We start from the raw sequence: 17323 nt of genomic DNA on the forward strand, positions 1-17323 counted from the left end.
CCTTCAGCGGGCCGGGCGGGATCGTTCAGCCGGGAATCCGCCGACGGCCGCTCCTGGCCGCGGCCACCAGCTCGGGAACCGTAGCCAGTTTCACCCTGGGACGGCCGTCGCGGCGCCCCAGGGCCAGCTCGGCGCGCTCGATCTCCGCCAGGCCGCGGGCGTCCACGATCCGCCGGTTACGGCGCCGCGCGAGCCGCTGGAACGCCTTCGCCCCGTGCTCCGGGGCGGGCAGCGCACCGCCGACGGCATCGTCCAGCAGAGTGCCCACGGTCTCCGCGGCGCAGGTCCGGTTGGCTCCGATGCCGCCCGAGGGACCACGCTTGATCCATCCGACGACGTACGTTCCCGGCAGACCCGTCACCCGGCCGGCCTCGTGCGGCACGGTGCCCGCCGCCTCGTCGAACGGCAGCCCGGTGACCGGCAGTCCGCGCTGACCGACGGCCCGCAGCAGCAGGCCGGCGGGGATCTCCCGACCGTTCGTGCTCCCGGCGCCGTCCGTGACCCGGACGGCAGCGACTGCGCCGTCACCGAGCACCTCCACGGGCGCGGAGTGGAAGCGGAACACGATGCGACGTCCCGCCGACGGCGGGTGCGACCAGTCCACCGTCTCGCGGGCGATGCCCTGCAGCAGTGCGGCCCTGTCGCCCGGCCCCGCGGCGTCGATCGCCGCACCGGTCCGTGGGTCGTGGTCGTCGACGACCAGTTCCACGCCGGCCAGATGTCTCAGCGCGAGCAGCTCGGACCTGGTGTACGCCGCGTCCTCGGGCCCCCGCCGCCCCAGCAGCACCACCTCGCGCACCGAGCCGGCGCGCAGGGCCTCCAGCGCATGGCCGGCGATGTCGCCGGCTGCCAGTGCGTCGGGGTCCGAGACCAGGATCCGCGCCGCGTCGAGGGCGACGTTTCCGTTGCCGACCACGACGACCCGCTCCGCGGACAGGTCCACGGCGTCCGGAGCGACGTCGGGATGGGCGTTGTACCAGGAGACGAACGTCGTCGCGCAGATACTGCCGGGCAGGTCCTCGCCGGGAATTCCGAGCCGTCGGCCGGCCGGCGCGCCGACGGCGTAGATCACCGCGTCGTGGTGCGCGGCGAGCTCCTCCGGGGTGATGTCCTTGCCCACCTCCAGGCCGAGGTGCATGCGCACCCTCGGATGTGTGTGGAACCTGGCGAAGGTCTCGCCGGCCTTCTTCGTCGACAGGTGGTCGGGCGCCACGCCGTAGCGGATGAGCCCGCCCGCGACGGGCAGCCGGTCGATCAGCGTCACCTCGGCGCTCGTGTGCAGCAGCAGGTCCTCGGCGGCGTACATCCCCGCCGGTCCGGTGCCCACCACCGCGACGCGGATCGGCGCGAAGTCCGACGGCAGGCTGCGCTTGAAGGACGGTTCTCCCCACACGTGGAAGTTGGGCCCCTCGGGGTCCTGTTCGGTCTCCCGGTCCGCGAAGTACGCCGCGTTGAGCGGGCCGTACTCCCGCTGTGCGGCGGGGAGGCTGTCCACCGGGAAAACCGCTTCCACCGGGCAGGCGTCGGCGCACGCACCGCAGTCGATACAGGACTTCGGATCGATGTACAGCATCTCCGTCCGGCCGAAGTCGGGTTCCTCCGGCGTCGGATGGATGCAGTTGACGGGGCACACCGAGACACAGGTGGCGTCGCTGCAGCACGTCTGGGTGATGGCGTAGGTCATGTCGTCCGCTCAGATCAGATGGGCACGCTTGTAGAACATCAGGGCGGGCTTGGTGAGCAGGCGGGCCGAGGCCAGGAAGTCCATGAGGCCCGAACAGCTGGAGCGCATCATCGACTTGTGGTGCTCGTTGGCCTTCGCCTCGCCGAGGGCACGCTTCCCGTCGAGTCCGGCGTTGGCGTAGACGTCCTTGTTCACCATGCTGGTGACGATGACGTACGACGCGATCGCGATGACGAGCGCGTTGATCCGGCGTCGCACGGGGCCCGCGCCGCTGAGGTGCTTGCGGGTCTCGGCGCGGGCGAACTTCATGTGCCGGGACTCCTCGACGACATGGATGTTGTTGATGGTGCGGACGAAGGGCACGACCCGCTCGTCCCGCATCCAGTCGCGCTGCATGACGTCGAGGACCTCCTCTGCGACGAGGATCGCCGCGTACGCCGCCTCGCCGAACGCGAGTGTCTTGAAGGCCCGGCCCAGCTCCACCGCCAGCCGGTGCGGCCGGTAGGGCGGGGCGCCCAGCTTCTGAGCGCCGCGGGCGAACATGATGGAGTGCCGGCACTCCTCGGCTATCTCGGTCAGTGCCCACTGGACGTCCGCGCTCGTGGGGTCCTTCGCGTAGACGTCGCGCAGGACCATCTGCTGCAGGATCATCTCGAACCAGATGCCGGTGCTGGCCACCGAAGCGGCTTCCTGGCGCGTCAGTTCCTTGCGCTGCGCCTCGGTCAGCTCGCCCCAGTACGCGGTGCCGTACAGGGTGCTCCACTCGGGGCTCGCGCCGTGGAACTCCTTGTCCAGCGGCGTGTCCCAGTCGACCTCGGTGGCCGGGTCGTAGGCCAGCGTGGCGGCCGATTCGAGCAGGCGACGGGTGAGGTGGTCCTCGGGCGACCGGTCCTCTGCATCCGGTCGAACGGTGCTGCTTGCCATGGTGCGGCTCCTCGGTTCGTCAGCGATGTCCCTGGTGCTGTCACATGCGCGTTGTTAGTGACGGATCGTCATATGCCGTGCTGCCGAACGGAGATGGCGGCAGCGTGCAGCAAAGGACCGGCGCCGGCCCCGGCCGGGCAGCCATCCGTCCCGCTTGTTAGACGGAAGGTATAGCAAGGATGCCGGGCGGGCCTACCCCCCAGTAAGAAATGTGCGCTCATCCCCGCGATATCTCCTCGCGTATGCCCGTGCGCGTGCGTTCCCACCGTCGGTCCGGGGGTGCCGAAGGGGTCATTCGTTCGTGATGTCGAACATTGTTCGCAATTTCAGCGCGAGTCATTGACGCCGCGTTTCCCCGGGCCTACGGTCCCGTCCGAAGTGACGGGCAGGCGTCGAAATATCGAACGTTCTGCCTTCTCTTCACGCGTCCCCGTACCTCAGAGACGAGTCGAGACGAGCCGCCATGCAACCACCCCTCCTCAGCCGGCGCCGGGCCCTCGCGGGCGGTGCCGGTGCCCTTGCCGCCGCCGGATCCCTGGGCTCCCTGTCCGGCTGCGCCGCGCCCGCAACCGCCGCAGGCCCGGGACAGACCCTGTTGCGGTACTGGCATCTGTTCGGCGGCGGCGACGGCGTCAACATGCAGGGAATGCTGGACGACTTCCGGGCCGGGCACCCGGACATCGCCCTGGAAGCCTCGACCCTGCAGTGGGGCGCCCCGTACTACACCAAGCTCGGCATGGCCGGCGCCGGTGGCAGGGCCCCCGAGCTCGCCGCCCTCCACCTCGCCCGGCTCGCGGGCTTCGCCCCCGGCAGGCTCCTCGACCCGTTCGACCTCGACCTGCTGGCCGAACACGGCGTGCGGGAGAAGGACTTCCCTCCGGACATCTGGCGCCGGGGACAGGTGGGCGGCAAGCAGTACGCCGTCCCGCTCGACACCCACCCCTTCGTCCTCTACTACCAGACCGAGATCTGTGAGAAGGCCGGGCTCATGTCGGGCGGCCGGCTCAAGCCGATCAGCGGAGCGGACGAGTTCGCCGACGCGCTGCGTGCCGCGAAGAAGGCGACCGGGCAGCCGGGTCTGGTGACCGAGACGCTCGGGCCCGACTGCATCACCCCCTGGCGCCTCTTCTCCAGCTTCTACGCGCAGACAGGCGGCACGGTGCTCTCCGCGGACGGGAAGCGGCTCGCGCTCGACGACGCCAAGGCGCTGCGGGTGCTCGAGTACCTGGCCCGGCTCATCGAGGAAGGGCTGATGGTGCGCCGTGTCGACTACCCGGGGTCCGTCGGCGTCTTCAACGGCGGGAAGACGGCGTTCCACCTCAACGGTGAGTGGGAGATCTCCACGTTCAAGGCCACCGGGCTCCCGTTCTCCATGACCCGCATCCCCGCGCTCTTCGGGACCGCGGCCACGCAGGCCGACTGCCACGCCTTCGTCCTGCCGCACCAGGACGACCGCGGCGGCGCCCCGAACGAGGCCGCCCACACCCTGGTCGCCTGGATGCTGAAGCACTCCGTGGCCTGGGCCGAGGGCGGGCACGTGCCCGCCTACCTGCCGGTGCTCGACGACCCGGCCTACCTCGCCCTGAAGCCGCAGTCCGAATACCGCACGGTGATCGACGACGTGGCGCTCGACGAACCCGCGTGGTTCGCCGGCTCCGCCTCCCGGCTGTGGATCGAGCTCGGCGCCGTGTTCTCCGGGGTCCTCACCGGCTCCCGGAGCCCGCGCAACGCCCTGACCGAGGCGAAGGCCCGGCTGCGGACACTCCTGGACACCCGCAACCCCCTCCCGGGAGCCGCGTCATGACCTCCACCACCGCGGCGGCGCCGGCACCCGTGACGAAGCCCGCCGAGGGCACGGCCGGGCGGCCGGCCCGCACCGTGCACCGGAAGTGGACCGAACACGGCCTGGTGTTCATCGCGCCCTTCCTCCTCGTGTACGCCGCGTTCCTGATCTGGCCGCTCATATCCGGCCTGGGCATGAGCCTCACCAGCGAGAACATCACCGGCTCCGGAGGGGAGTTCGTCGGCCTCGACAACTACGCCGAGGCGGTGCGCGACCCCGAGGTGTGGTCCTCGCTGTGGAACACCGTCTGGTTCACGGTCCTGTCCACCGTCCCGCTCGTCGTCGTCGGCCTCGTGCTGGCGCTGCTCGCCCACCAGCTTCGGGTGGTGCAGTGGCTGTGGCGGCTCAGCTGGTTCGCGCCGTTCCTGCTGCCGTCCGGCGTCGTCTGCCTGCTCTTCCTGAACATGATCCTGCCGTCCGACTTCGGCCTCGCCGACCAGCTGCTCGCCGCCGTCGGGCTGACGCCGGAGATCGGCTGGCTGACCGACGAGCGGTACGCCATGCTCAGCATCGTGGCGACCACTGTCTGGTGGACCGTCGGCTTCAACTTCCTGCTCTACCTCGCCGCCCTCCAGGCCATCCCGCCGCATCTGTACGAGGCCGCCGAACTGGACGGTGCGGGCGCCGGCAAGCGGCTCCTGCACATCACCCTGCCGATGCTCCGGCGCACCACGGGACTGGTCGTTGTCCTCCAGGTGCTGGCCTCACTGAAGATCTTCGACCAGGTCTACATCATGACCGGCGGCGGTCCCGACGAGTCGACCCGGCCGATCCTCCAGTACGTCTACCAGCAGGGCTTCACCGGCTACCGCATCGGTTACGCCTCGGCCGTGTCGTACATCTTCTTCGCCCTGATCCTGACCGTCTCCCTGGTGCAGCCGCTGCTGTCCCGGCGCCGAGCTGAGGAGGCCGCGAAGTGAGCGGTTCCACCACCGTCACCACCAGCCCCGCCCCACGCTCCGAGCGGTCCGCCGACGCGGGGGGCCGCCGCCCGCGCTGGACCCGCGGCAGGATCGTCCTGCTCGTCATCGCCCTGCTCCTCACGGCGGCCTGGCTCCTGCCGCTCGCCTGGGCCGTCGCCACCTCACTGAAGCCGGAGGGCGACACGACGAGGACACCGCTCTCCTGGATCGGCTCGCGCGTCACCTTCGACGCGTACAGCAAGGTCTGGGAATCCGGCGACCTGATGGTCTGGCTCATGAACTCGGCGTACATCTCCGTCATGACCACCCTGCTGACCGTCGTGACATGTGCGATGGCCGCGTACGGATTCACCCGCACCGACTTCCGCGGCCGGCGGCTGCTCTACGGGCTGGTGCTCGCCGGAATCATGGTGCCCCCGCAGGTTCTCATCGCGCCTCTGTTCCGGGAGATGGTCCAGCTCGGTCTCGTCGACACCTACTGGGGCGTGATCCTGCCCCAGGTCGCCGTGCCCGCGATGGTGTTCATCCTGGTGAAGTTCTTCGAAGGCGTACCTCGGGAACTGGAGGAGGCGGCCTTCGTCGACGGCGCCGGCCGCTGGCGGGTGTTCTGGACGATCGTCATACCGCTGTCCCGGCCCGTGCTGGCCGCCGTGGCGATCTTCACCTTCATCTCCACCTGGAACAACTTCCTGTGGCCGTTCCTCGTGACCACCGACCCGGGCGGCATGACCCTGCCCGTCGGCCTCGTGAACGTCCAGTCGACCTTCGGCGTGCGGTACGCCCAGATCATGGCCTCGCTCGTGATCGCCGGCACGCCCCTCCTGATCGTCTTCGCGTTCTTCCAGCGGCAGATCGTGCGAGGTATCGCGCACACCGGTCTCGCCGGCCAGTAGCAGTCACGGCACACGGCCCGTACGGACGGCACGTCGTCCGTACGGGCCGTCAGGTGATCTCCGCGCCCCGTGCCAGCAACAGCGCCACATCGGCAGAGGCCACCACCACGGTCCCCGCGAGCGCCGCCTTGCGCCAGGTCCTCACCGGCCGTGGGCCGGCGCACGCCGTCGTCGCCACCACGGCGCAGAGCGCGACCCCGGAGAGGACGGCGACACCCCGTCCGCCCGGTGCCCCCACCGGCCCCAGGACCAGCACCGCGGTGGCCGCCACCAACGGGAGGGGCAGCAGGAGCCGGGTGCGGGCCGGGCCCAGCCGCTGGGGCAGGCCGCGGATGCCCGCCCGCAGATCCGCCTCGATGTCCGGCAGCACGTCGCCCAGATGGGCGGCGACACCGAGCAGCGCCCCCGCCGCCACCGCCCACCACGCGGGCCACGGGCTTCCGGGCAGGCTCAGGGCGACCAGAAAGGGAAGGCTGCCGAAGCCGATCGCGTACGGCAGCCAGGACAGCACCGTCTCCTTGAGCTTCAGGTTGTACGCCCACGCCGCGGCGACCCCGGCCAGATGCGCGGCACCCGCCGCGGCGCCGCACGCGAGCGACAGCACCGCGCACAGGGACAGCGCGGTGAACGCCGCGCCCCACACCGCGGCCGGACCCACCGCGCCCCGGGCCACCGGCTTCCCCGGGCGTGCGGCCTCGGCGTCGCGGACGGCGTCGAACGCGTCGTTGCACCAGCCCACCGAGAGCTGCCCGGTCAGCACGGCGGCGGCGACCAGAGCCCAACGGCCGCTCCCCGGCCCCGAGCTGACGGCGAGTGCAGTGACCAGCACCGTCACCGCCGCGACCGGGCCCGGATGGCAGGACAGCAGCAGCCCCGCCGGCGAGTGCCGCAGACCTCGTGCGTGAGCGGGTACCGGCGGCCGGTCCGTGATGTCCACGAGGCGATCGTATGGACCCCGGGGTGCACGAACACGGCAGCCGCGCGTCACATGTGCTCCGATTTGCCCCGCTCTGTGGGCAGGATGTGGGGCATGACTTCTCCGAAGCGGTGGCCAGGGTGACCCGGATCGCGGCTGTGCACGGAGTCCTGCCGCCGCACCGCCACACCCAGCGCGCCGTCACCGACATGGTGGCGCGCACCTGTCTGCCCGCAGGGGCCGACCGGCGGGTGCTGGACCGGATCCACGCGAACGCGGGCGTGCGCACCCGGAACACGGTGCTGCCTCTGGAGCGCTACGGCGAACTGGACGGCTTCGGTGCGGCGAACGACGTGTTCATCGCCGAGGCCGTCGACCTCGGCGCCGAAGCCGTTCGCGGCGCCCTGCGCAAGGCCGGGCTGCGGCCCGCCGACGTGGACCTGCTGATGTTCACCTCGGTCACGGGGATCGCGGCGCCCTCCATCGACGCACGGCTCGTCGGGCGACTCGGCCTGCGCCCCGATGTGAAGCGGCTCCCCGTCTTCGGGCTGGGCTGCGTCGCCGGGGCAGCCGGGGTGGCGCGGCTGCACGACTACCTGCTCGGCCGGCCCGGACAGGTGGCCGTGCTGGTCTCGGTCGAACTCTGCTCCCTGACCTTCCAGCGCGACGACGCTAGCCCCGCAAACCTGGTCGCCACCGCCCTGTTCGGAGACGGCGCCGCGGCCGCGGTTCTCGTCGGCGGCGGCCGCGGGGCGCCGGTGGACGGTCCCGAGGTGGTGGACACCCGCAGCCGCCTGTACCCGGACACCGGACACGTCATGGGCTGGGACATCCGGAGCTCCGGCTTCAGCGTGGTGCTCGACCCGGCCGTCCCCGACGTCGTACGCCGGTATCTCGGCGAGGACGTCACGGGCTTCCTGGAACAGCACGGGCTGAAACCCAAGGACGTCGCCCGCTGGGTGAGCCACCCCGGAGGACCCAAGGTCCTGGAGGCCGTCGCCGACGTCCTGTCCCTCCCCGAGGGGGCCCTCGACGTCACCTGGCGTTCGCTGGCCGAGACCGGCAACCTCTCTTCGTCCTCGGTCCTGCACGTCCTGCGGGACACCATGGAGCAGCGGAGGCCCGAGCCGGGGACGCCCGGCCTGCTGATGGCCATGGGTCCCGGCTTCTGCTGCGAACTGGTGCTGCTGCGCTGGTAGTCCGGAGGAACGCATGATCTGGTACACGGCCCTCGTGCTGGCCGTCGCCGCCGAACGCGTCGCCGAGCTCGCGGTGGCGCTGCGCAACGCCCGCTGGAGCCTCGCCCGCGGCGGCACCGAAGCCGGCCGCGGGCACTACCCGGTGATGGTGGCCCTGCACACCACGCTGCTGGCCGCTTGTCTCGCCGAGGCCTGGCTGGCCGACCGCCCGTTCCCGGCCTGGTTCGGCTGGGCCATGGTGGCGGTGGTGGCCGCCGCGCAAGGACTGCGCTGGTGGTGCGTCCGCACACTGGGGCGCCGCTGGAACACCCGCGTCATCGTCGTCCCGGGCCTGCCCCTGGTGACCGGCGGCCCTTACCGGTGGCTGCGCCATCCCAACTACGTGGCGGTCGCCGCCGAAGGGGCGGCTCTGCCGCTGGTCCACGGCGCCTGGGTGACCGCCGTCCTGTTCACCGTGCTCAACGCGGCGCTCATGGCCGTACGGATTCGGTGCGAGGACGGCGCGCTGGCCCGCCTCGCGGAAGCGGACGCACCCGCGTGATCGACATCCTGGTGGCGGGCGGTGGACCGGCGGGCCTCGCCGCGGCCATCCGTGCCGCCGCGGCCGGTCTGGAGGCCGTCGTGGTCGAACCCCGGTCCACGCCCGTGGACAAGGCCTGCGGCGAGGGGATCATGCCCAGCGGAGTGGCGGCCCTGAGCGCGCTGGGGGTGACCCCGGCAGGCAGAGAACTCCGGGGGATCCGTTACATCGAGGGCACCCGCCAGGCGCAGGCGGCCTTCCGGGGCCACCTCGGGCTCGGTGTCCGGCGCACCGAGCTGCACACCGCCCTGCACCGGCGGGCCCGGGAGCTCGGGGTGCGCGTCGTCACGGGTCGGGCGGAGGAGGTGCGGCAAGGGCAGGACAGCGTCACCGCGGCGGGGCTGACGGCTCGCTGGCTGATCGCCGCCGACGGCCTGCACTCACCGTTGCGCCGCGCGCTCGGCCTCGAGCGCCCCTGCTCCGCACCGCGCCGGTACGGGCTGCGCCGTCACTACCGGATCGCGCCCTGGACGGACTTCGTGGAAGTGCACTGGTCGCGCCAGGGCGAGGCGTACGTGACGCCGGTGGGGGAGGAGCTGGTGGGTGTCGCCGTGCTGAGCACTCACCGGCGCTCCCACGAGGAGCACCTCTCCGCCTTTCCCGCGCTGGCCCGCACGCTCCGGGGCCTGGAGGCCGGACCGGTTCGCGGCGCCGGCCCCCTGCGGCAGAACGCGAGCGCCCCGAGAGCTGGACGGGTCCTGCTGGCCGGTGACGCGGCGGGATACGTCGACGCACTCACCGGCGAGGGCATCGCCCTGGCGGCGGCGACCGCGTCGGCGGCGGTCGACTGCCTCGTGGCGGGACGGCCCGAGGCCTACCCCGCCCGGTGGGCACGGCTGACACGGCGTCACCGTCTGCTGACCGGAGCCCTGCTGGGCGCGGCAGGGCATCCGCTGACCGCCGGGCTGATCGTGCCCGCCGCGCACCGGCTGCCCCCGCTGTTCGGCGCCGCGGTGCACGCCCTGCAGTAGCCGCTTCCCGTACCGGAGTTCCCGCCCGCTCTGCCATCCTGTCCGGGTGCCGCCCACACCCCTTACGCCGCAGCCCGTCACCCCCGACCCGCCGCACCCGGCGATGAACCCGCTCATGACACAGTCCTGGCTGGACCTGGCGTTCCTGCACTGGGCGGCCGACCCCGGGGACGTGGCGCCGCTCCTGCCCGCCGGGACCGTGCCGGACACCCTGGACGGAGTCACCTACGTCGGACTCGTCGCCTTCCGGATGCACCGTGTCGGATGGTTCCGGCTCCCCGGCATCCCCTACCTGGGTACCTTCCCCGAGACCAATGTCCGGCTGTACTCGCGGGACGCGCACGGCAGGCGCGGGGTGGTCTTCCGCTCGCTGGACGCCTCCAGGCTGATCCCCGTGGCCGTGGCCCGGGCCGCCTTCCGGCTGCCGTACGTGTGGTCCCGGATGGGGATCCGGCGCGAGGGCGACACCCTCACCTACACCAGCGGACGGCGTCTGCCCGGGCCCCGGGGCGCCCACAGCCGGATCGTGCTGCGCACCGGCGGGCGCATCGATGCGCCCAGCGAGCTCGAACACTTCCTCACCGCGCGCTGGGGCATGCACAGCACCTTCCACGGGCGCCCGATGTACCTCCCGAACGCACACCCCCGCTGGCCCCTGCACCGCGCACAGCTACTCGAGTGCGACGAGAGCCTGGTGGTGGCGGCGGGACTGCCCGCGCCCGTCGGCGAACCGCTGAGCGTGCTGTACTCGCCCGGAGTCAGGGTGCGCTTCGGCCGCCCGGCCCGGCCGTAGGGCGACGATGCTCCGACCGAGTCCCTCGGCCGGGCGCCCACGGCATGTCGCGGACCCGGCCCGCCCTCGTCCCCCTACTCTCGCCGCCGGGGGACAGGACGAAGGGGCGGGAGTGGCATGCGCGAAGTGGCCCGGCTGTTGTGCGGACGCCGCACCAAATGGCTCGTCGTGGTGTTCTGGGTCCTCGTCCTCGTCCTGGCGGCACCGCTCGCCGGCAAACTCATGGGTGCCCAGGACAACGACGCCGCGTCCTGGCTTCCGAGCAGCGCCGAATCCACGCAGGTCTGGGAGGAATCCAAGGAATTCCGGCCCGAGATCATCACCGCCATCGTCGTGTACGCACGCGAGGACGGCCTGACCGGGGCGGACCGCGACCGGATCGCCGAGGACAAGCGGCAGCTCATGACCCTGCGCGCCCACGGCGTACGGGGTGAGGAGACCCGGGGCCCGCTCTACGACCGGAAGACCGCTCCCGCGGCCGCCCAGATCTTCGTGCCCATCACCATGGACGAGAAGGGCTGGGAGCGGATCGGCCCCGCCGTCGACTCCGTACGGGACATCGTGGGACGCGGCGGGGGAGGGCTCACCGTCCACATCTCAGGCCCCGGCGGGGTCGCGGCCGACTCCGCCGACGCCTTCTCGGGCATCGACTCGACCCTGCTCCTCGCCGCGCTCGCCGTGGTGATCGTCATGCTGCTGATCACCTACCGCAGCCCGACACTGCTCGTGCTGCCCGTGGTCTCGGTCGTCGCGGCCCTCCTCACCGCACAGGCCCTCATCTACCTGCTCGCGGCGCACGCGGGCCTCACGGTCAACGGCCAGAGCGCGGGCATCCTGACCGTGCTGGTCTTCGGCGCCGGCACGGACTACGCCCTGCTCCTCGTCGCCCGCTACCGCGAGGAGCTGCGACGCCACGAGGACCGGCACGAGGCCATGGCCCGGGCACTGCACCGCGCCGGGCCCGCCGTGCTGGCCAGCAGCGGCACCGTTGTGCTGAGCATGCTCGTCCTGCTGGCCGCCGAGATGAACTCGACCCGCGGCCTCGGTCCGGTGGCCGCGATCGGAGTGGCCATCGCCCTGATCGCCATGCTCACCCTCCTCCCGGCCCTCCTGGTGATCTTCGACCGCTGGGTCTTCTGGCCGGCCGTCCCGCACTTCGGCACCTCCGAGCCCACCGAGCACGGATTCTGGGCGCGGACCGGACAGCGGCTGGCCCTGCACCCGCGCAGGATCTGGGTGGCCACCGCCCTGGTGCTCGCCGCACTGTCCCTGGGGCTCGTCCAGCTGCGTGCGGCCGGACTCAGCAACGCCGACTCCTTCCCCGACAAACCGGACTCCATCGCCGGACAGGAGATCCAGAACCGGTACTTCCCGGCCGGAAGCGGCAGCCCGCTCGTCGTCATCGCGGCGGCGGACCGGAGCGCCCAGGTGCGCACCGCCGTCGAGGGGACCCGCGGCGTCGTACCCGGATCCCTCGTCGTACCACCCGGAGCACGCCCGGTGCAGGACGGCCGGGCCATCTTCGAGGCCACCCTCACCGATGCCGCGGACAGTGACCAGGCGGAGCGGACCGTCGAACGGGTCCGCGACGCCGTGCACCGGATCCCGGGTGCCGACGCACGGGTGGGCGGCGACACGGCGGCGGCACTCGACATGGACGACGCCACCCGGCACGACAACGTGCTGATCATCCCCCTCGTTCTGCTGGTCGTGCTGATCATCCTCGCGCTGGTGCTGCGTGCCCTGCTGGCGCCCCTGCTGCTGGTCGCGACCGTGGTGCTGTCCTTCGCCGCCGCGCTGGGCGTCAGCGCGCTCGTCTTCCGCCATGTCTTCGACTACGCCGGTGAGACGACGGACTTCCCGCTCTTCGTCTTCGTGTTCCTGGTCGCGCTCGGCATCGACTACAACATCTTCCTGACCACTCGGATCCGGGAGGAGGCCCTGCACCAGGGCACCCGCGTCGGCGTGGTCACGGGGCTCGCCGCCACCGGGGCGGTCATCACCTCGGCCGGCCTGGTCCTGGCCGGCACCTTCGCCGTACTCGGGACCCTTCCGGTGGTGGCCTTCGCCGAGATCGGCTTCGCGGTGGCCCTGGGCGTCCTCCTGGACACGTTGGTCGTACGGTCCGTACTCGTCACCTCCCTCTTCCTGGACATCGGGCCGCGCGTGTGGTGGCCGCACCGGCTCGCCCGGGAGGACGGCGGGGCCGGGAGGAAACCCGAAACCGTCTGAAGGCCCCTCCCGCACCCACGGCTCCCGGGCCCGCGGCGCACGGCTCGCCCGGCGTATGACCAGGGTGTAAAAAGGGGGACATGGCCGGACGCTACGGCCGCCCGCGTTCGTTTCTCCGAATGAGAAGCCTCGCTGGTCAGGTCTTTCTCCTGCAGGTGGCGATCGTGGTGTTGCTCGTCGCTGCCTCCGCGGCCGCGCTCCTGCTGCAGTCCCGCGCGGACAGCGAACGCGAGGCGCGCAACCGCTCGGTCGCCGTGGCCGAGGCCTTCGCGAACGGCCCGGGCATGGAAGCCGCCCTGGACAGCCCCGATCCCAGCGCCGTGCTCCAGCCGAAGGCCGAAGCGGCACGGAAGGGGTCCGGCGTCGACTTCGTCGTCGTCATGAACCTCGAGTCCGTCCGCTACACCCATCCGCTGCCCGACCGGATCGGCAAGAAGTTCGTCGGCGAGGTGGCGCCCGCCCTCGACGGCCGTGTCGTGACCGAGAAGGTCGACGGGACCATCGGCCCGCTCGTACAGGCCGTGGTGCCGGTGTTCGGCGCGAACGGCGAAGTGGTGGGCCTGGTGTCCGCCGGAATCACCATCAAGAACGTCAGCGGCGTCGTCGAGGACCAGTTCCCCCTCCTCTTCGGCTCCGCCGCCGGGATACTGCTGCTCACCATGGGAGGCACGGCGCTCGTCACCAGACGCCTGCAACGCCAGACCCACGGTCTCGGTCCGACCGAGATGACCCGTATGTACGAGCACCACGACGCCGTTCTGCACGCCGTACGGGAAGGCGTGGTCATCGTCGGCGGCGACAGGCGGCTCCTGCTCGCCAACGACGAGGCCCGGAGGCTCCTCGGGCTCCCTCCGGAGGTCGAGGGCACGCCCGTCTCCGAGCTCGGGCTCGACCCGGTGATCACCGGGCTGCTGACCTCGGGACGCATGGCGACCGACGAGGTGCACTCCGTGGGCGACCGCCTGCTGGCCGTCAGCCAGCGGGCCACCGACAGGAACGGCGGGCCGCCCGGCAGCGTGACGACCCTGCGGGACACCACGGAGCTGCAGGCCCTCACAGGCAAGGCCGCCATGGCGCGCGGCAGGCTGAAGCTCCTCTACGACGCGGGAACGGAGATCGGCACCGCCCTGGACGTCGTACGGACGTGCGAGGAGCTGGCGGACTTCGCCACGGCCAGGTTCGCCGACTACGCCACCGTGGACCTGGCCGAGGGCGTGCTGCGCGGCGAGGAACCGACGGCCGCCCGCGCCACCACCGACGGCCTGCGCCGCTCGGCCTTCAGCGGTCCCCGCGACGACACGGGGCTCCACCCGCTCGGGTCGGTGGTCCGTTTCCTGCCGACCACGATCATCGGTGCCGGCCTGCTCAGGGGCGAAGCCGTCCTGGACGCGGATCTGACACAGCTCTCCGGCTGGCAGCAGCCGGACCCGGATCGGGCCGAGCGCATCATGGAGTGCGGATTCCACTCGCTGATCGCCGTCCCGATGCGGGCCAGGGGCGTGATCCTCGGCGTGGCCATGTTCTGGCGGGCCCAGAGGCCCGAGCCGTTCGAGGACGAGGACCTGTCCGTCGCGGAGGAGCTCGTCGCGCGCGCCGCGGTGAGCATAGACAACGCGCGCCGCTACTCGCGCGAGCACAACGTGGCGGTCACCCTGCAGCGCAGCCTGCTGCCGCAGGGGCTCCCCGACCAGAGCGCCATCGACGCCGCCTACCGGTACCTCCCCGCTCAGGCCGGGCTCGGCGGGCTGGGCGGGGTCGGCGGCGACTGGTTCGACATCATCCCCCTGCCCGGCGCCCGGGTCGCCCTCGTGGTCGGTGACGTGGTCGGACACGGGCTCCACGCCGCCGCCACCATGGGGCGCCTCCGTACGGCGGTCCACAACTTCTCCACCCTGGACCTGCCCCCCGACGAGCTGCTGTGGCACCTTGACGAGCTCGTGGCCCGCATCGACCTGGACGAGTGGGTCGAGGGCTCCGAGGGAGGCGGCGTCACCGGGGCCACCTGCCTCTACGCGATCTACGACCCGGCGTCCGGCCGCTGCACCATGGCGCGGGCGGGCCACCTCCAGCCGGTGATCGTCAGCCCCGACGGTGACGCCGTCTTCGCGGATGTGCCCGGCGGCCCGCCCCTGGGGCTCGGCGGCATGCCCTTCGAGACCCTCGACGTACAGCTTCCGCAGAACAGCCGGCTGGTGCTCTACACGGACGGGCTCGTCGAGGACCGGCACCGCGACATCGACGAAGGGCTGGACCTGCTGCGGGACACCCTGTCCGGACACCCCGACCGGACACCGGAGGAGACCTGCGAGGCCGTCCTACGCGTCCTGGTGCCCGCCAGGGCCCGTGACGACGTCGCGCTGCTCGTCGGCCGCACCCGCCGTCTCGCCGCCGAGAACGTGGCCGAGTGGGACGTGCCCTCCGACCCTTCGGCGGTCGCCCGGGTCCGCTCCGACGTGTCCCGCAAGCTGACCGAATGGGATCTGGTCGAGGAGGCGTTCACGACCGAGCTGATCCTCAGCGAACTGGTCACCAACTCCATCCGCTACGCCACCGGACCCATCCGCGTACGGCTGATCCGCGACAGGACACTGATCTGCGAGGTGTCCGACCGCAGCAGCACCTCGCCCCATCTGCGCCAGGCGGCCAGCATGGACGAGGGGGGCAGGGGACTGTTCCTCGTCGCCCAACTGGCCGAACGCTGGGGCACCCGCTACACGGACGACGGCGGCAAGGTCATCTGGACGGAACAGGTCCTGCAACCCGGGGCGAGCGGGCAGCCGTAAGGAGGGCCGCCGCGTCAGGCTCCCGGCCGCGCCGGCTCCCGGCGGCAGTGCAGAAAGAGGTGGGGTTCGGGTACGGCTCCCGGGTGGGACGGGGTGAATACCGTGGCGTCCTCGTCCACGACAGCGAGCCCGGCACCGGTGGCGAGCGTCCTGAACGCCTCCGGGCCGAAGCTGGTCACCCGCACCTCCTGGCCCATGAAGACGGCGCTCACGCCCTCCACGTCCAGCGGCACGGTCGCCAGGACCAGATGCCCGCCCGGCCTCAGCGTCCCCGCCAGGCGGTGTACGAGGGAGCGCTGCTCGTCACGTGACATCTGCAGCAGTGAGAAGTAGACGCAGACCGCGTCGAAGCTCTCCTCCTCCAGCGGGGCCTCACGGATGTCGGCGCAGCGGAAGGAAGCCTCGGGAACGCGGCGGGACGCCAGTTCCACCATGACGGGCGAGACATCGACACCCAGCACCTCGTGCCCGGCGGCCGCCAGGGTGTGGGCGGTCGGCCGGCCCGTTCCGCTGCCGACGTCCAGGATCCTGCTGTGCGGGGTCAGCTGCCCCAGCAGCCGGTCCAGGGAGTCGCGGTGCGCTGGAGAGCCGGCGAAGGCCCGCTCGTAATCGGCACCGATGGCGTCGAATGCCTCCGCTGCCTCGTGCTGGTGGCCCTGGGCCATGAGGACGTCCCCTTCCTGACCTGTACTACGGGATACGGGCGACCGCGACGTAGACGCCGCTCAGCTCCTGCTCAGGCGCAGGTGTGCCACGGAACCACTCGGGAGCGGTCACCAGACCCGGCTCGACGATGTCCAGGCCCTCGAAGAAACGGGCGAACTCGGCGCGGGTGCGCAGCGCGAGCCGGATGCCGCCCTTGCCGTACTCGGCCGCACCCTGTTCTCCGCGCTCGGGGTTCACGTCCGACGCGCCCTGGGACAGCACCACATAGCTCCCCGGCGCCAGGGTGGCCGCCAGCGTGCGCACGATGGCCCGCGGGTCCACGTCGTCGGGGAGGAAGTGGAGGAGCCCCAGGAGAGAGAGGGCGATGGGGCGGTCGAAGTCCAGGACCTTGCGGGCCGCCTCGATGATGGTGGCGGGCTCGAGCACGTCCGCGTGCACATAGTCGGTGGCCCCCTCCGGCCGGCTGATCAGGAGGGCCTCCGCGTGCCGCAGGACGATCGGGTCGTTGTCGCAGTAGACGACCCGTGCGTGCGGATTGATTCCCTGGGCGATCTGATGCAGGTTCGGCGCGGTCGGGATCCCCGTGCCTATGTCGAGGAACTGGCTGACGCCCTCGCCGGCCAGCCAGGCCGTCGCGCGGTTCATGAAGGCACGGTTCTGGAACGCCCCGGCCTTCGCCTCGGCCGGCAGATGCTCGGCCACGGCCTGGTCCACCGGGTAGTTGTCCTTGCCGCCGAGCAGCGAGTCGTAGACGCGTGCCGAGTGGGGCCTGCTGGTGTCGATCGGGGGCTGAGGTGTCCCAGTCGTCATGACGTGCTCCGTTGCAGATGAGGTGGACCGCTCCACCTGCGAAGTCTGCCACATGAGCCCTTCTGCGAACGGTAGTTGCCGGCTCCCCGGGGTCACGGCGGCGGCC

General features: G+C 71.7%; 14 protein-coding genes. 9 read left to right on the forward strand and 5 right to left on the reverse strand.

All coding sequences use genetic code 11. The annotated features are described in order from the left end of the window. Positions 1-25: 25 nt before the first annotated feature. A complete protein-coding gene (locus ACFWFI_RS28135) occupies positions 26-1684 on the reverse strand; it encodes an FAD-dependent oxidoreductase (protein WP_387395299.1) in 1659 nt (552 codons plus the stop codon). A 9-nt stretch (positions 1685-1693) separates the two neighbouring features. Beyond that, a complete protein-coding gene (locus ACFWFI_RS28140; RefSeq protein ID WP_387395301.1) occupies positions 1694-2608 on the reverse strand; it encodes an AurF N-oxygenase family protein in 915 nt (304 codons plus the stop codon). Positions 2609-3071: 463 nt separating this feature from the next. Between ACFWFI_RS28140 and ACFWFI_RS28145 the strand changes: the two genes are divergently transcribed. The 3 genes from ACFWFI_RS28145 to ACFWFI_RS28155 are packed head-to-tail and all read left to right on the forward strand — an operon-like array spanning position 3072 to position 6267. Further along, positions 3072-4412 carry an extracellular solute-binding protein gene (locus tag ACFWFI_RS28145; RefSeq protein ID WP_387395303.1) on the forward strand — a complete coding sequence of 447 codons (1341 nt, stop codon included), beginning with the start codon at positions 3072-3074 and terminating at the stop codon, positions 4410-4412. Beyond that, a complete protein-coding gene (locus ACFWFI_RS28150; RefSeq protein ID WP_387395304.1) occupies positions 4409-5371 on the forward strand; it encodes a carbohydrate ABC transporter permease in 963 nt (320 codons plus the stop codon). The genes ACFWFI_RS28145 and ACFWFI_RS28150 overlap by 4 nt, the downstream gene beginning before the upstream one ends. Continuing rightward, a complete protein-coding gene (locus ACFWFI_RS28155; protein WP_387395306.1) occupies positions 5368-6267 on the forward strand; it encodes a carbohydrate ABC transporter permease in 900 nt (299 codons plus the stop codon). Before ACFWFI_RS28150 ends, ACFWFI_RS28155 begins: the two co-directional genes overlap by 4 nt. Positions 6268-6316: 49 nt before the next feature. Here the strand turns inward: ACFWFI_RS28155 and ACFWFI_RS28160 are convergent, their stop codons facing one another. Continuing rightward, positions 6317-7204, reverse strand: a complete 888-nt coding sequence (locus ACFWFI_RS28160; protein ID WP_387395308.1) for a UbiA family prenyltransferase — start codon at positions 7202-7204, stop codon at positions 6317-6319. 119 nt (positions 7205-7323) lie between these two features. Here ACFWFI_RS28160 and ACFWFI_RS28165 point away from each other — a divergent pair, with 119 nt between their 5' ends. From ACFWFI_RS28165 to ACFWFI_RS28190, 6 genes are all read left to right on the forward strand, one after another. Continuing rightward, the gene (locus ACFWFI_RS28165) at positions 7324-8382 is read left to right on the forward strand and encodes a type III polyketide synthase (RefSeq protein ID WP_387395326.1); all 1059 of its coding nucleotides are present in this window, start codon (positions 7324-7326) and stop codon (positions 8380-8382) included. 13 nt (positions 8383-8395) lie between these two features. Continuing rightward, complete coding sequence (locus ACFWFI_RS28170; RefSeq protein WP_387395310.1) at positions 8396-8923, forward strand: isoprenylcysteine carboxyl methyltransferase family protein; 528 nt, start codon at positions 8396-8398, stop codon at positions 8921-8923. After that, on the forward strand, positions 8920-9933 hold the full coding sequence (locus tag ACFWFI_RS28175) for an NAD(P)/FAD-dependent oxidoreductase (RefSeq protein WP_387395312.1): 1014 nt from the start codon (positions 8920-8922) through the stop codon (positions 9931-9933). Before ACFWFI_RS28170 ends, ACFWFI_RS28175 begins: the two co-directional genes overlap by 4 nt. Positions 9934-9979: 46 nt before the next feature. Continuing rightward, positions 9980-10726, forward strand: coding sequence for a YqjF family protein (locus tag ACFWFI_RS28180; protein WP_387395314.1), 747 nt, complete (start codon positions 9980-9982; stop codon positions 10724-10726). Positions 10727-10843: 117 nt separating this feature from the next. Next, positions 10844-12958 (forward strand): MMPL family transporter, encoded by a 2115-nt coding sequence (locus ACFWFI_RS28185; RefSeq protein WP_387395316.1) that lies wholly within the window; start codon positions 10844-10846, stop codon positions 12956-12958. A gap of 80 nt (positions 12959-13038) precedes the next feature. Beyond that, the gene (locus ACFWFI_RS28190) at positions 13039-15741 is read left to right on the forward strand and encodes a SpoIIE family protein phosphatase (RefSeq protein WP_387395319.1); all 2703 of its coding nucleotides are present in this window, start codon (positions 13039-13041) and stop codon (positions 15739-15741) included. 14 nt (positions 15742-15755) lie between these two features. On the opposite strand, the gene ACFWFI_RS28195 is transcribed toward ACFWFI_RS28190, so the two are convergent. Both ACFWFI_RS28195 and ACFWFI_RS28200 read right to left on the reverse strand, forming a co-directional pair. Then, complete coding sequence (locus ACFWFI_RS28195) at positions 15756-16406, reverse strand: class I SAM-dependent methyltransferase (RefSeq protein ID WP_387395321.1); 651 nt, start codon at positions 16404-16406, stop codon at positions 15756-15758. A 25-nt stretch (positions 16407-16431) separates the two neighbouring features. After that, the gene (locus ACFWFI_RS28200) at positions 16432-17217 is read right to left on the reverse strand and encodes an SAM-dependent methyltransferase (protein WP_387395323.1); all 786 of its coding nucleotides are present in this window, start codon (positions 17215-17217) and stop codon (positions 16432-16434) included. Positions 17218-17323 lie beyond the last annotated feature (106 nt).

Source organism: Streptomyces sp. NPDC060209, from assembly GCF_042728155.1.
Lineage (GTDB): Bacteria > Actinomycetota > Actinomycetes > Streptomycetales > Streptomycetaceae > Streptomyces.

Excerpts from the sequence above, each read along its gene's own strand:
- ACFWFI_RS28150 (WP_387395304.1), top strand. The coding sequence starts at position 4,409 with ATGACCTCCACCACCGCGGCGGCGCCGGCACCCGTGACGAAGCCCGCC.
- ACFWFI_RS28200 (WP_387395323.1), bottom strand. The coding sequence starts at position 17,217 with ATGACGACTGGGACACCTCAGCCCCCGATCGACACCAGCAGGCCCCAC.
- ACFWFI_RS28185 (WP_387395316.1), top strand. The coding sequence starts at position 10,844 with ATGCGCGAAGTGGCCCGGCTGTTGTGCGGACGCCGCACCAAATGGCTC.
- ACFWFI_RS28190 (WP_387395319.1), top strand. The coding sequence starts at position 13,039 with ATGGCCGGACGCTACGGCCGCCCGCGTTCGTTTCTCCGAATGAGAAGC.
- ACFWFI_RS28140 (WP_387395301.1), bottom strand. The coding sequence starts at position 2,608 with ATGGCAAGCAGCACCGTTCGACCGGATGCAGAGGACCGGTCGCCCGAG.
- ACFWFI_RS28170 (WP_387395310.1), top strand. The coding sequence starts at position 8,396 with ATGATCTGGTACACGGCCCTCGTGCTGGCCGTCGCCGCCGAACGCGTC.
- ACFWFI_RS28195 (WP_387395321.1), bottom strand. The coding sequence starts at position 16,406 with ATGGCCCAGGGCCACCAGCACGAGGCAGCGGAGGCATTCGACGCCATC.
- ACFWFI_RS28135 (WP_387395299.1), bottom strand. The coding sequence starts at position 1,684 with ATGACCTACGCCATCACCCAGACGTGCTGCAGCGACGCCACCTGTGTC.
- ACFWFI_RS28145 (WP_387395303.1), top strand. The coding sequence starts at position 3,072 with ATGCAACCACCCCTCCTCAGCCGGCGCCGGGCCCTCGCGGGCGGTGCC.